Here is a 14,171-nt window from a genome sequence, read left to right as displayed (position 1 = left end):
CACTCACTATTTAAATTAATAACTTCATAACAAAGGCGTTACAACGAACGTTTTGGAAAAACGAATAAAACAAATCGTCAGTTCTTACGTTTTACCTTAGTAATATATAGGGTTTGGAATAATTTTTGCTGTTAATTTTACACTAAACCCCTATGTTAACTTCCTCATACAGAGTATTTAATTTACACTTATATGAAGGAACTTTGGGTAAAATTCACTATTTTTGCAGACATTTCAAAAGAGAAAGGTATTTATATATTAAATGAGACAGCTCAAAATCACACAATCCATTACCAATCGCGAATCGCAGTCGTTAGATAAATATTTGCATGAGATCGGTAAAGTAGACTTAATTACGGCAGAAGAAGAAGTAATCTTGGCTCAACGCATTCGCGAAGGTGATCAGGTGGCTTTGGAGAAATTGACAAAAACCAACTTGCGTTTCGTTGTTTCTGTTGCCAAACAATATCAAAATCAAGGTCTTACGTTAGGAGACTTGATTAACGAAGGAAATCTAGGCTTAATTAAGGCGGCTAAACGGTTTGATGAAACAAAAGGTTTTAAATTTATTTCCTACGCCGTATGGTGGATCCGCCAGTCTATCTTACAAGCGATTGCTGAACAATCACGTATTGTACGACTGCCATTGAACCAAGTGGGCTCATTGAGCAAAATCAGTAAAGCTTTCTCCAAATTGGAGCAAGAGTATGAGCGTGAGCCATCTCCCGAAGAGCTGGCTGACATCTTAGAAACTACTGTTGACAAAGTGTCAGACACTTTAAGCAATTCTGGAAGGCATGTATCTATGGACGCGCCCTTTGTTCAAGGGGAAGAAAATACCCTTCTAGATGTATTGGAGAATGCAGATCCGGATACCGATAGTATACTGATTGATGAATCGTTATCTGAGGAGATTAAACGCTCATTGGCTACCTTGACAGAAAGAGAACGTGAAATTATCGTCTTGTTTTTCGGATTAGGAACAAACCACCAATTATCATTAGAGGAAATAGGTGAGAAATTCAGCTTGACTAGAGAACGCGTACGTCAAATCAAGGATAAAGCTTTACAGCGCCTACGCCATACCTCGCGTAGTAAAATTTTAAAATCTTATTTAGGCTAATCGCCGATACATTATTAGCAATGCGCAGCCCGAAAGCTGCGCATTTTTTTTCTATTCTAATTTGTTTTTATTGAATGTTATCTCTTATTTTCATCCGGTAAAAGAATGAACTTAAAGAGTTTGTCTTCATTCAGATATTTGTTGGCTACTTCTTTAACCGATTCCACCGATATTTCGTCCAAATCGTCCAGATAACTATTGATATAAGCGGGATCTTCTTCCCGCTGGTAGGCACCTGAAATTTGCCCTACCCAGAATTTGTTTTCTTTTAGCGAGAGTTCTAGTTGACGCTTTTGCTCTATTTTAAATTTTTCTAGATCTGAAGCCAACGGACCATTTTCCTTAACCTTTGCAATCTCATCCAATGCGGCGCCCATTAACGATTCATATCGGTCTACGCCCGTACCAAATGACACCGTGAAGCTATAGCGATTTTTAGGATACTTATTTGTTGATGCCCTAGCCCCGGTACCATATACTCCACTCTCTTCTTCGCGGAGCCGTTCAATTAATTTGATAGACAGTACACTTTGCAAGGCACTCATATTTAAATTTTCGACTTTATTATAAGTATAATCGCCATAATACCGTAAAACCGCCGTAGCTTTCTCTTCTTTCCCTTTACGAACCACTGTTTCGAATCCCTTTTCTGGCTCATAGATATTCAAGTCTTTTGCTTGTTCCTGACGGTCCAACGTTGGCAATGCCGCTAGATAAGTTTCCAAATAAGGTTTAATTTCTTCCTCTGTAAAAGAACCGACCAGCGTGAAAACAAAATCAGACGCATCGGCAAAGCGATCCTTATAGATCTCCAGTGCGCGATCTTTATTAATCTTCTTTACGTCCTCAGCTTCCATCGGAACACGACGGATATTATCTCCGTACAGACTTTCATTGATTGCTTTGGAAAATACAAAATTCGGATCATCTTCTTGATTGCTCATAGAAGACAGGCTTCTAGTAACAAAGCTCTGAAAGACATCCTCTTCAATCCGCGGTTCCGTAAAGTAACCGTAGATCAATTCAAAAGCGGTAGTAAGTCCCTCCCTATCGCTATAACCAGAAAGGCCCTCGCTCCGCTCGCCGATATAGGGACTGATATTCACATTCTTTCCGGTCATGTACCTGCGCAACTCGAACGTATTCAAGTGGCCAAGACCGCTACTGTTCACTAAATTTCCAGACTGGGCAGCGGAAAAATAATCAGCATCATCATATAAAGAAGTCCCCCCTGGGCTGAATGCGCTAATCAGAATCTCATCATTCCTAAAGGTGGTTGGTTTTAACACCACTTTCACGCCATTGCTCAGTACTAATTCTTTCGCAGCGATACCCTCAAGTTCCCTAGAAGACGTGATCGTGCCCGCTTGGGGTTTGCCCGCAAGCAAGGGGAGGTCAGATATCTTATCCTCGTAAGCGAGGACGTCCTCGTTCTCTACTTCGGAAAACCAAGCATTCGCCTGTGCTTCGGCAGGGAGATTTTCTTTCTCCTTGTCCGGCGCCATAATAATAATATCACGGTTGGTATCTAGGTAATATTCTCTGCCTATTTCTTCTACTTCCTTTAATGTTAAGGTTGGGAGCAGGTGCTTATACAGATTATACGAATCAGCATCGCTTAACGCCGGACTATCGTCCAAATAATAGTTCAAATAGCGGCTAACATAGCTATCTGATTTCTTTTTATCCCGCTCAATAAATATCGTTTCATTCCCCTTTTCAATATTCGCAATAGCCCTCTGAAATTCCGTCTCGGTAAAACCGTGCTTCTGAACGCGCTCCAGCTCACGCACCAAGGCTTTAAAACCGTTCTCAAATTCGTTCGGTTTTGCCGCGAACGAAGCGTTATATGCGTCCAATCCCCCTAGGAAACCGCCGATCCCCACTCTCGCCTGGATAAACGGCGGATTGGCTGACTGTGCTAGCTCGGACAAGCGGGCATTTAACATGGTGCCATATACTGATTTAAGGATACTTCTGCGGAAGTCACGTACCGTTTTAACTTCTTCTTCTGTGTGTTTGATTGTAATTTGGGCGGTTGTATAGGTCATTTCGGAATCCGTCACCACGATGAACTGGTTTTTATCCAATAAAGGCACCTTATACTCCACGCGCTCGGGCGCGTCAATGGGCGATTTTAGGTCACCAAACAAGCGCTGAACTTCTGCTTCCATCTCCGCCACATCAATATCGCCAACGACGATCAGCGACTGTAAATCCGGACGATACCATTTCTGGTGGAAGTTACGCAACACCTCATAAGGGAAATCCGTGATATTTTCTTTGGTACCGATAGGCAAGCGATGTGTGTACCGAGAATTGTTGAGCATAACCGGAAGATACTGATCGCGCATACGTTGTTGAGCACCGCGTCCTCCCCGCATTTCTTCTAATACAACACCTCTTTCTTTATCAATTTCTTCATCTGTCAATAAAGCATCCTGCGCCCAATCACGCATTACTTGTAATCCGTTTTTCAACAGCTCGGGATCATCAGAAGGAATTGGTAACTGGTATACGGTCTGGTCAAAACCCGTATAAGCATTGAGGTCACTACCGAAACGTACACCGGCGTTTTGCAAGTAATTTACCAGTTCATTTTTTGGAAAATGTTTGAGACCATTAAAATTCATGTGCTCCATAAAATGCGCCAACCCTACTTCTTCCTCTGTTTCTAAAATAGAGCCTACTTTGGTCGCTAAATACATAGTAACACGATCTTTAGGCTCCACGTTTTTTCGGATAAAATATTGAAAACCGTTTTCCAGTTTACCTGTTTTAACCTCTTGATCAAAAGGCAACGGTGCATCCCACGACAATGTATCGGCTCGAAGAATACTCCGTGATTCCTCAAACATAGCCGTTGGCACAGCTTGACTAAACTGGAATAATCCAGGTAATAAAAATGCTATCGCAATAGGTTTTATTAGATTCATTCGTGATTTAATTTGTTGTTTATAATAATCGAATACGGTAAACATACGAAATTTCGTTGTTTCTTTCCACATAATTTCCTACAAAATTTCGATTACAACGTGATATAGCGAATATTATTTGCTAAGGCAAGGAGCATTTTAAAAAAAACAGCGCTTTGCTAGCGCTGTTCTTTTTTGTGTGTTCCCGGCGGGGGTCGAACCCACATCGTCAGAACCGGAATCTGAAATTCTATCCATTGAACTACGGGAACCAAGTTCGCTGGCAAAAATACTATTTTTTACATTACTTTAAAATCGAAATGCAAAATATAAATTATACGCCAGCAAATTCCTTTAGTGGTCGTGGCCATGTTCACCAACCAAATGCACCTCGACTTTCAAATCTAAATCGTTTGCTCCTGTGAATTGCATAAAGTTGGAATTGCTCCAATCATCAACACTGATATTTTCTTTTACCCCAGGATTTAAATGACGTAATACATAACGCAACACGAATGTATCCGCTTCTTCGGCAACGGTTAAGTATCCTGTAACTCCTACATTCACTTCATTATTGTCGACATCTCTGTCCGCATATACATATTCCATCGTCCCTTCAAGACTTCCTGTCGGGTTCTTTAGAATAAAAGCTTGGTGAATATCATGTCTATCAATAAACGTCTGCCGCGTCTCGCGTCCGGCAAAGTCTGTCGCAAACAACTCCAATCTATATGTCTTACCTACATACAGATGTAAGTGTGCATCTACTGGGGGAAGCATCTGGTCACCTCCAAATACGACTTCTTCTACTTCTGGGTTCTCAATATCGTTATAATGAAAATGACCATTATGTAACTCACGCTCTACTTCGGTGAAAATTAACTTAGCTGTACCAACTTCCTCTTGGTCTTCTTCCGGTGTAGGATCATCTTTTGAACAAGATGGAGCAAAAAGAAGTAGGCTAATCGCGATAATAAAAAGATTAATTTGTTGCATGATTGTAATAATTTTAAAATTGATAAGAAATTTTTATGTTCATATTCCTCCCCATTTGGTGGGCGAAATACCGAAAACGATCCATATAGTCTTTGTAGGAACTATTGAAAAGATTCTCCACAGATAGCATCACATTCCACGATGTGTCAGTGCCATTGTTCATTTTGATCTGCTTATTTACCACGACATCAAACAAGTGGTAAGCGGGCGGCGGCCCAACGTAGTCCATCCCTTCGGTATATTGGGTTTGTTTTGCTACAAAGCGGTGGGCAAACTTGAGATAACTTTCTGCTTGTGACTCTCCCATATATGACCAGGAAAAAGCGTGTTGAAAGCGTGCTGATGGAATATAAGGTAAATAGTTATCCAACTCCATATTGCTCGCACGAACAATGGAGGCATTTACGTCATAATGTAGCTTATCCAAAAAAGCATAGCGAAGACGTAAATCAATGCCATAAAAGAAAGCGTCGTGCTGCTGATAGGCAAACAGCGGAAATGTACCTCGGATCGTTTGGCGAACAACATCTGGGTCCGGTTGTGCATAGATATAATCATATAAAAGCTGTGCATACACGTCCATCGTCGCCTGTAGACGCTCATCGTTCCATATGAATGCATTTATCCATTTTAGCCCCTTTTCACTGCGCAATTCGGGATTCCCTAATTCATAGCTCGCACTTCCGTGATGCACACCGTCACTATATAATTCATTAACAGAAGGTGCTCGCCAGGCCAGGCCAATATTGCTTTTCCAGCTCAGTTTTGACGAAAAATGATAAAGGGCACCGACTGTACCCGACGCGTTGTGAAACCTACGGGTATCCGTAAGCAAATATTGCTCAATCGTTCCGTCGTCATTGCTCACGTCTCGTCGATAACGATACCCTGCAATATCTAAATATTTAAAATCGTAACGACCACCTATCTCAGCATGCCACCGATCGATATGAAATTGATGCACGGCAAATATTCCTGCTGCATAGCTGTCGAAGTTGGGGATAATAGGCGTCGTCCCGGTACCCGGCTTATTATTATTGACCTGTATCAAAGATTGCATACCTACGGAACTATGCCCCTGCTTCACAACAACATCCAGACTTTGTGTCGTCAACACCATATCGGCCATAGGGATCTTGTCCGATTCCACCCTCCGCAAGTCGTACTCTCGGCGGTGGTTTCGCTGCAGCCCATATTGCACTTCCAATTTGCGGTCGGTTCGAAACTGATGTTCCCATGAGGCTTTGACCAAATCATGTGCTACTTTTTGTCGTGGTGCCTCGATCTGATAACTAAAATCGTACGTTTCGAACGGACGTCCATAGTCTATACGCGCTTGAATATCTTCAACCGTACCGATATGTGCACCCCGAAAGATGCCCAATTGCGTTCCGAAATGACTAAAATACAACTCCAGTTGATTTCTGTCCCGTTTATATTGCAGTGTTCCGGCATAGTTGAATTCATCAACACCCGTGTTACCCAAAAAGTAATCAGCCGCTTTGTAATTCCCCAGCTTTTTACCGCTAACTTGCATGCGCCAACCTAATCCAGACAAGGCTTTTACAGCACCCTCAAAACGCGTATTTACAGCTCCTCCACGTCCGTTCGACTGTCCTATCAGATTTATATCCCCCTTCCATTCCCTGTCTAAATCAATATCATTTGCCGAGGTCAATATGACTCCGCCTAAAGCATCTGCCCCATACCGAACTCCCTGTGCGCCTTTCACCACCTCCAGTTCGTCTGCTGTAAAAGGATCAATTTCAGGTGCATGTTCGATCCCCCATTGTTGTCCTTCTTGACGCACACCATTGTTCAAGATAAGAATTCGATTGCTGTGGAGTCCATTGATGACGGGTTTCACAATGCTGTTTCCCATACCTATAGTGGATACACCGGAAATGTCCGTTAGTGATTCCGCCAGCGTTTTTCCTTTGTTCTCCTGTACTTCCTGTGCAGAGAGGCGGTGTACGCTGTTTGATAATTCACCGCGACGCCCGATAACCTCCACATCTTGCAAATGGATGGAATCCTGTTCTTTTTTTTGCACCGAGTGTTCCTGTTGCCCGTTACATAAGCCGATAAAAAGCCATAGCATCCCTAATAGGGCTAAGCATTTGTATTGCATTTATTCAAAAATTTTATGAATGGTATAAATCTGAATGTTGTGGATTTATATATCGGGGCGGGTCTTTGTTCTGCTGCAGACGCTCTGCACCATCCTGGCAGGACAAATAGTAGCGTGCGTTGTGCAGACTTTTGTACTCATTTACCGCAACATCAGGTAACAAAGCATCAACCGCGAAATGATGGCTTATTTGATGTAAAACGAACCAACAAAGCGAACATTCATCTGCCTCAGGATGTTCTTGATGATCTGAAGACGAACAATCATGGTGGTGTATAACATCATGCGTATAGTGAAGCCCACTGCTTGTTGATAAAACAATCAATGTCATGATCACACCTATAAACCGTCCTAACTTTGCTGTCATAAGTCGGGCACAAAGATACATCAAATGCAATTGTATTGCAAATTAAAGTTTACCTAGTTGCATTTAAGCAGACGTTTATGATCTGGGATGGTATTGGGTAATGACCGATTGCAAATAATCTTTATCAATATGCGTATAAATTTCAGTCGTCGTAATGCTCTCATGTCCGAGCATATCTTGCACCGCACGCAAATCCGCTCCACCTTCTACCAAATGGGAAGCAAATGAATGACGGAACGTGTGAGGGCTAATAGGTTTTGTCAAACCTATTTTCTTTGCAAGATCTTTAATAATAAGGAAAACCATGACACGTGTCAACTGTTTCCCACGCCTGTTCAGAAAAACAATGTCTTCATGCCCCATTTGCACCGGAACATGGGGACGCACTTCCTCCAGATATATTTTCAAGTATTTAATAGCGTGATGCCCAATAGGAATAAGGCGTTCCTTACTCCCCTTCCCTTCTACTTTGACAAATTCGACATCCAAATAAAGATTAGAAACTTTTAATGTAACTAATTCCGAGACACGCAAACCACAACCATATAATACTTCCAAAATGGTTTTATTACGCATTCCCTCCAATGTGGACAGATCAATAGCTGCGATTAGCGCATCTATCTCCTCGATATTCAGTACAGTGGGAATTTTACGGTTTAACCGTGGGGATTCCACTAATTCCGTGGGGTTGTCCTTTCTATCGTATTCAATTTGGAGGAATGCAAAAAACGTCCTCAATCCCGAAAGAAGTCTAGCTTGCGTAAAAGCAGAAATGCTAAAATCATTTATAAAGACAAGGAACTGTTGTATGAAACGAGCATCTACCTGGGTAAGCTCTGTTTTCTTAAAGCTGCAATATGCTTCGAGCTTCTGTACATCGTTCAAATATGCATCTATCGAGTGGTTTGATAGATTACGTTCCAATAACAAATAGCGCTTAAAGTCTTTTTTTGCGATGTCCCATTCCATATGTACTAATCTGTTAACGGCCACATGGAATACCAAGATTATTTCTATCGTTATTTATGCTTCGCAACCGTGAGTACTTCATACTATCAAAGGTAGTGAAAACAAACAGTTTTCGACAACTTTTTGGTTATAGCAAAATTACATATCCTGTTCGAATCGCTAATAAGAAAGGAGCACACCCAGTACTGCTCCTTTCTTAATTAATTCGCAATCTCCCCAACTAAAACTCCGTGACAGTTGTCGTCTCCTCTTGTGGGTCTATTACATTCGTTTCTGTACTTGATTCGGGTGCCTTATCGATCAATTCCATAAATTGATCTAGCTTTGGTGTAATGATAATTTGTGTACGACGGTTTCGCGCTTTTCAATCAGGTGTTGTGTTGTCTGCAACAGGGTTGTACTCGCCCCGTCCCCCTGCGGTTAAACGTTTAGGGTCGACACCGTACTGGGTTTGTAAAGCCTGTACAACGGAAGATGCCCGTAACACACTCAAATCCCAATTATTTCGAATATTCTTTTGCGAAATTGGATCGGTATCTGTATTCCCCTCGATCAAGACATCGTACTCTCTATAATCTTGAATAATCTTAGCGATTTTACTAAGCGTTTCACCGGCTCTTGTAGAGATTTCATAGCTACCGGACCTATAAAGCATGTTATCAGACAGTGATATATACACCACGCCTTTCAACACCTTCACATCAACGTCACGCAACTCCTCCCGACTCAAAGAACGTGTCAAATTGTTTGTCAACACGAGATTAAGCGAATCGCTCTTATTTTTCGTATTTACCAAGTGCTGAATATACCTATTGGATGCGTTGATCTCGTCAACCAACTTTGAGATGTTAACATTTCCCTGCGTGTTTTGGTTTATACTCATATCCAATGTTCCCTGTAAACGTTGTAATGCGTCTCGCAAGGACGCGTTGTTTTTACGCTCAATTTCCAAAAGCTCTTCTAAGTTTTTAACTTTCGTTCGGCTTTCAGCAAGCTCTATTTGGCTTTGTTGATAGCGTTCAGTCAAATCCTGATGCTGCATTTGTAGTGCAGCATACCTTTTCTTTCCTCCACAGCTAGTAAGGAATAAACCAGAAATTAGGACGACCATCATGATTATTCTACCATTTATCATAAGCTGAAATTTTATTTCCTAGTATCAAGCTTTGCAAAAGTGATGCCTAAAATTTCCGGCCAGCATTTTCTACGACAATAAAAAAACATAGAAAATCCTTACTTTTAAACAAAAAACAATCTATCACAATGAAAATCCTTTCAGCCGCAGACATGTATAAATGGGAGCAGCTTACGATCAAGAGCCAAAATCTTGCTCCTGCTGAACTGATGGAACGCGCTGCAGAGGCGTTGTTTCACGCGATACAGCAATATATTGGCGAACGACACGCTTCTTTTGTTGTCCTGTGCGGCTTTGGCAACAACGGTGGGGACGGATTGGCCGTGGGGCGAATGTTATATAATGCCGGACATACTGTTAAAATTTATTTGCTAGCGCACGAGTCTTACAGCACAGAAAATCAAATCAATCAACAACGTTTGATCGAGATGGGCCTATCTATTACTCCCATAACATCTGAAAGCTTTTTGGAATTCCCCGAAAAAAGTATTCTTATCGACGCTTTATTCGGCTACGGTTTATCCCGCCGATTAGATGATAGCTGGAAAACACTTATCGATCAGATTAATGCCGCTTCCAATACTACGCTATCCGTCGATATTCCCTCTGGACTTTTTGCAGACAAGCCAACACCATTAGAAGCTCCAATTATTCGCGCAAATATTACATATACTTTGAGCTGCCCCAAACTCAGCCTACTGTTCCCAAAATACGCCCACTTTTCTGGCACATTTAAAGTACTGGATATCGGATTAGACAAAATCATATTAAGTAGAATACCAGCTACTTATCATTATACACAAAAAGAAGACATACAGCTATTTGTAACCCCATTGGAAAAGTTTTCACACAAGGGCACCTATGGTCATAGCTGTATAATTGGCGGGTGTTATGGCAGTATCGGAGCGATCATTCTAGCTAGTAAAGCATCACTAAAGACTGGTTGTGGAATGATAACAACATATCTTCCGGCTTGCGGTTACTCCATAATACAAAGTGCTTTTCCAGAAGCGCAAGTGCAGACTGACGCCCGCGAAACACACATCAGTACGATTCCTGAACAAATCACAAAATATAATGCGATCGGTGTCGGTATGGGGATGGGGACGCATCCCGACACAGAAAAGGCCTTATTTCAATTACTTAAACAACATAGCTTAACATCGAAGGTATCCGTCCTATTTGATGCGGATGCAATAAACATCCTCGCCAAGAATCCCGACTGGCACGCTCTCATCCCTTCTTACAGCATTTTGACCCCGCATCCCAAAGAATTGGAGCGTTTAGTAGGCTCTTGGGCGGATGACTTTGAAAAAATTAAAAAAGTTCGTGAGTGGAGTCATCGCTACCAACAGATTGTGGTGGTAAAAGGAGCGAATAGCACTATTGTCCTGCCTGATGGAAACGTACACTTTAACGCTACCGGCAACCCAGGTATGGCCACGGGCGGGAGCGGTGACGTACTCTCCGGTATTATCACCTCTTTGCTAGCACAGCACCACGCGCCTGTTAATGCTGCCTTATTGGGCGTGTACTTACACGGGTTAGCTGGAGACATCGCCGCAACCTCTATCCACGAAAAAAGCATTACAGCTACCGATATTATCAACCACTTATCGGCAGCATGGCAAAATGTTTCTCGTGACTACGCTCAGTGATGTCGTCCGTTGTGTATATTTGCCTTAAAATCTTTATCTTTGGACGTCATAAACCTCACTTATCATTGATGAAACTGGACATTCGATATAGTATCGTTTTTTTCTTATTCTTGACAGCACAAAACTTGGCCACAGCCCAATTAATGAAAGCCAAAGAGATATTTAACGTAGCAGACTCCCTTCGTGGCACCCTTACGCCTCTTCGGACATGTTATGACATTAAATATTACCATCTCGATATCAAAGTAGATATAAACAATCGCTTTATATCAGGAATCAATCTGTTTAAATTTGAGTCCGTTGAAGATTTCGACAAGCTACAATTTGACCTTTTTGAAAACCTTTCGGTTGACCGCGTGGAGTACCAAGGAAAAGAACTACCTTTTGAACGGTCCTACAATGCTGTTTTCGTAGACTTTCCGAATATCATCCATAAAGGAAAGATCGATTCTTTCAAAGTTCATTATTCTGGCCATCCCATTGCCGCCACTCGCGCACCATGGGACGGCGGTTTCGATTGGAAAATAGATAGCAAAGGAAAACCTTGGGTGGCAACGGCTTGTCAAGGCCTAGGTGCTAGTGTATGGTGGCCGAACAAAGACCATCAATCAGACGAAGTAGATAGTATGTTGATCTCTGTTGCTGTTCCAAACGAAGTCATGAATGTCTCAAACGGAAGGCTCGTAAAGACTGAAAAGCTGGATAAGCATTATACGAAATACCATTGGAAGGTAAACAACCCGATAAACAATTACAATGTAGCATTGAACATTGGCGACTATGAACATGTAACCGAAAACTATCTCGGAGAAAAGGGACCGCTTTCAATAGACTACTACGTATTGAGGGAAAACAGAAATAAAATCAAGCATTTACAAAGAAATACTAAAGAAACACTAGAGGCATTCGAATACTGGTTCGGGCCCTATCCGTTCTATGAAGATGGTTATAAATTGATAGAAACGGCGCACCTTGGCATGGAACATCAAAGTGCCATTGCATATGGGAACAAATTTCAAAACGGGTATCTAGGGCGAGATAATTCTGGTACCGGATGGGGTCTAAAATGGGATTTCATTGTCGTTCACGAATCTGGCCATGAATGGTTTGGGAACAACATCACAGCCAAGGACCTAGCCGATATGTGGATACACGAGAGCTTCACCAATTATTCCGAAGCCCTTTTCATCGATTATCATTACGGAAAAGAAGCTGGTCAAGCCTACGTAAATGGTAACCGACTGGGGATTTTGAACGACAAACCACTCCAAGGACCCTATGGGGTCAACAAGGAGGGTTCGGGAGATATGTATGTGAAGGGAGGTGTATTACACAACATGGTCCGAACTATTATCGATAGCGATGAAAAGTGGCGAGCTATCCTGCGCGGGCTGAACAGCACATTTTATCATAAGACAGTAAATTACCAAGATATCTTAACGTATTTGAACGCGGAATCCAGCATAGATTTCACGACGGTATTTGAACAATATATCCAGCGCAAAAGTATTCCTGTATTGGAAATCGTACGACGAGATAACGGGAAAGTTTTTTGCCGCTGGATTGCAGAAACGCCAGACTTTAAGATGCCTGTACATATTGGAAAAAAGGGACAGCCCAAAGCACGCTATGAAGTAAACTCTGTCTATCAGGCTCTGCCTATAAACGTGGACAGCATAGGTGATTTGGAGGTTGATACATTTAATTATTACATAGGGGTTTTACTACATGGAATATAGCGATAAAAAGTCGCTTTTTTTCGCAGGCAACAGATGGATAAAACCATTTTTTTTACTTAGGTTTGCATTTAAATTTGAAAACAAGACAATATATACTTCATGGGGTTATTTAACTGGTTTACGCAAGAAGTTGCTATCGATTTAGGGACAGCAAACACCCTAATTATACATAATGACAAAGTAGTAGTGGATGAACCCTCTATCGTTGCTTTTGACCGCACCACCAACAAGGTGATCGCTATCGGTAGACAAGCAATGCAAATGGAAGGCAAGACGCACGATAATATAAAAACAGTAAGACCATTACGTGATGGTGTTATAGCTGATTTTACCGCTGCCGAGCATTTGATCCGCGGGATGGTGAAACTAGTGAATAAGGGTAAATCGTGGTTTTTCCCTTCATTGCGGATGGTCGTTTGTATCCCTTCAGGCATTACAGAAGTAGAAAAACGTGCGGTACGTGATTCTGCAGAAATTGCAGGTGCCAAAGAAGTTTATTTGATTCATGAGCCTATGGCCGCAGCAGTCGGTATTGGTATTGATGTTGAAGAGCCAGTCGGCAACATGATCATCGATATCGGCGGCGGTACTACAGAAATTGCCGTTATCGCTCTCTCCGGTATTGTTTGCGATCAATCAATCCGTGTGGCAGGAGATAATTTTGATTCCGACATTGTGCAGTATATCCGTCGTCAGCACAACATCATGATCGGCGAACGTACGGCGGAGAAAATCAAGATTGAAGTCGGAGCAGCTCTACCTGAACTTACAGACCCACCGGCAGATTTCGCGGTACAAGGTCGGGATCTTATGACAGGTATCCCAAAACAGATCACGGTGTCCTATACCGAAATAGCGCACTGTTTGGATAAATCCATCTCGAAGATAGAGGAGGCCATCCTAAAGGCTTTAGAAATTACACCTCCTGAGCTGTCGGCAGACATATATCAAACAGGTATCTATTTAACGGGCGGCGGGGCATTGTTACGAGGCTTAGACAAACGCATACAAGCGAAAACAAAACTACCGGTACATGTTGCCGAGGACCCGTTACGCGCAGTCGTGAGAGGTACGGGGATTGCGTTAAAAAACATTGGAAGATTTAAATTTTTAATGCAGTAATAGCATTATAATCCAT

The 14,171-nt window shown here is 42.0% G+C and carries 10 protein-coding genes and 1 tRNA gene; 4 read left to right on the top strand and 7 right to left on the bottom strand.

The features are described 5' to 3' along the window. Nucleotides 1-262 precede the first annotated feature (262 nt). The gene (locus tag C5745_RS06575; RefSeq protein WP_105716195.1) at nt 263-1,123 is read left to right on the top strand and encodes a sigma-70 family RNA polymerase sigma factor; all 861 of its coding nucleotides are present in this window, start codon (nt 263-265) and stop codon (nt 1,121-1,123) included. 77 nt (nt 1,124-1,200) lie between these two features. Here C5745_RS06575 and C5745_RS06570 read toward each other — a convergent pair whose 3' ends face one another. The 7 genes from C5745_RS06570 to C5745_RS06540 all read right to left on the bottom strand — a co-directional run bounded on the left by C5745_RS06570 (nt 1,201) and on the right by C5745_RS06540 (nt 9,636). After that, nucleotides 1,201-4,059: a M16 family metallopeptidase gene (locus C5745_RS06570; protein ID WP_105716328.1), complete on the bottom strand. Its 2,859-nt coding sequence runs from the start codon at nt 4,057-4,059 to the stop codon at nt 1,201-1,203. Between the two features lie 179 nt (nt 4,060-4,238). Continuing rightward, nucleotides 4,239-4,310: transfer RNA gene (locus C5745_RS06565), tRNA-Arg, on the bottom strand. Between the two features lie 82 nt (nt 4,311-4,392). Next, entirely contained in the window at nt 4,393-5,034 is a 642-nt protein-coding gene (locus C5745_RS06560) for a hypothetical protein (protein WP_105716194.1), read from the bottom strand. A gap of 13 nt (nt 5,035-5,047) precedes the next feature. Further along, nucleotides 5,048-7,165 carry a TonB-dependent receptor gene (locus C5745_RS06555; protein ID WP_105716193.1) on the bottom strand — a complete coding sequence of 706 codons (2,118 nt, stop codon included), beginning with the start codon at nt 7,163-7,165 and terminating at the stop codon, nt 5,048-5,050. A 13-nt stretch (nt 7,166-7,178) separates the two neighbouring features. Beyond that, nucleotides 7,179-7,532 carry a hypothetical protein gene (locus tag C5745_RS20055; RefSeq protein WP_133166306.1) on the bottom strand — a complete coding sequence of 118 codons (354 nt, stop codon included), beginning with the start codon at nt 7,530-7,532 and terminating at the stop codon, nt 7,179-7,181. Nucleotides 7,533-7,607: 75 nt separating this feature from the next. Then, nucleotides 7,608-8,501, bottom strand: a complete 894-nt coding sequence (gene xerD, locus C5745_RS06545; RefSeq protein ID WP_105716191.1) for a site-specific tyrosine recombinase XerD — start codon at nt 8,499-8,501, stop codon at nt 7,608-7,610. Between the two features lie 364 nt (nt 8,502-8,865). After that, nucleotides 8,866-9,636 (bottom strand): OmpA/MotB family protein, encoded by a 771-nt coding sequence (locus tag C5745_RS06540; protein WP_449448535.1) that lies wholly within the window; start codon nt 9,634-9,636, stop codon nt 8,866-8,868. A 128-nt stretch (nt 9,637-9,764) separates the two neighbouring features. Between C5745_RS06540 and C5745_RS06535 the strand changes: the two genes are divergently transcribed. The 3 genes from C5745_RS06535 to C5745_RS06525 all read left to right on the top strand — a co-directional run bounded on the left by C5745_RS06535 (nt 9,765) and on the right by C5745_RS06525 (nt 14,155). Further along, nucleotides 9,765-11,294, top strand: coding sequence for an NAD(P)H-hydrate dehydratase (locus tag C5745_RS06535; protein WP_105716190.1), 1,530 nt, complete (start codon nt 9,765-9,767; stop codon nt 11,292-11,294). A 68-nt stretch (nt 11,295-11,362) separates the two neighbouring features. Further along, entirely contained in the window at nt 11,363-13,033 is a 1,671-nt protein-coding gene (locus tag C5745_RS06530) for a M1 family metallopeptidase (protein WP_243403269.1), read from the top strand. 99 nt (nt 13,034-13,132) lie between these two features. Further along, nucleotides 13,133-14,155: a rod shape-determining protein gene (locus C5745_RS06525; RefSeq protein WP_105716189.1), complete on the top strand. Its 1,023-nt coding sequence runs from the start codon at nt 13,133-13,135 to the stop codon at nt 14,153-14,155. Nucleotides 14,156-14,171 lie beyond the last annotated feature (16 nt).

Origin of the sequence: Sphingobacterium haloxyli, assembly GCF_002980525.1 — a bacterium.
GTDB lineage: Bacteria > Bacteroidota > Bacteroidia > Sphingobacteriales > Sphingobacteriaceae > Sphingobacterium > Sphingobacterium haloxyli.
The sequence above is the reverse complement of the archived record's forward strand: the minus strand, read 5'-3'. Positions and strand labels throughout refer to the sequence as shown.

Bases quoted from the DNA above. Each gene is read 5' to 3' on its own strand.
- C5745_RS06570 (WP_105716328.1), bottom strand. From the start codon at position 4,059: ATGAATCTAATAAAACCTATTGCGATAGCATTTTTATTACCTGGATTA.
- C5745_RS06525 (WP_105716189.1), top strand. From the start codon at position 13,133: ATGGGGTTATTTAACTGGTTTACGCAAGAAGTTGCTATCGATTTAGGG.
- C5745_RS06560 (WP_105716194.1), bottom strand. From the start codon at position 5,034: ATGCAACAAATTAATCTTTTTATTATCGCGATTAGCCTACTTCTTTTT.
- C5745_RS06535 (WP_105716190.1), top strand. From the start codon at position 9,765: ATGAAAATCCTTTCAGCCGCAGACATGTATAAATGGGAGCAGCTTACG.
- C5745_RS06530 (WP_243403269.1), top strand. From the start codon at position 11,363: ATGAAACTGGACATTCGATATAGTATCGTTTTTTTCTTATTCTTGACA.
- C5745_RS06575 (WP_105716195.1), top strand. From the start codon at position 263: ATGAGACAGCTCAAAATCACACAATCCATTACCAATCGCGAATCGCAG.
- C5745_RS06555 (WP_105716193.1), bottom strand. From the start codon at position 7,165: ATGCAATACAAATGCTTAGCCCTATTAGGGATGCTATGGCTTTTTATC.
- xerD (WP_105716191.1), bottom strand. From the start codon at position 8,501: ATGGAATGGGACATCGCAAAAAAAGACTTTAAGCGCTATTTGTTATTG.
- C5745_RS06540 (WP_449448535.1), bottom strand. From the start codon at position 9,636: ATGATAAATGGTAGAATAATCATGATGGTCGTCCTAATTTCTGGTTTA.
- C5745_RS20055 (WP_133166306.1), bottom strand. From the start codon at position 7,532: ATGACAGCAAAGTTAGGACGGTTTATAGGTGTGATCATGACATTGATT.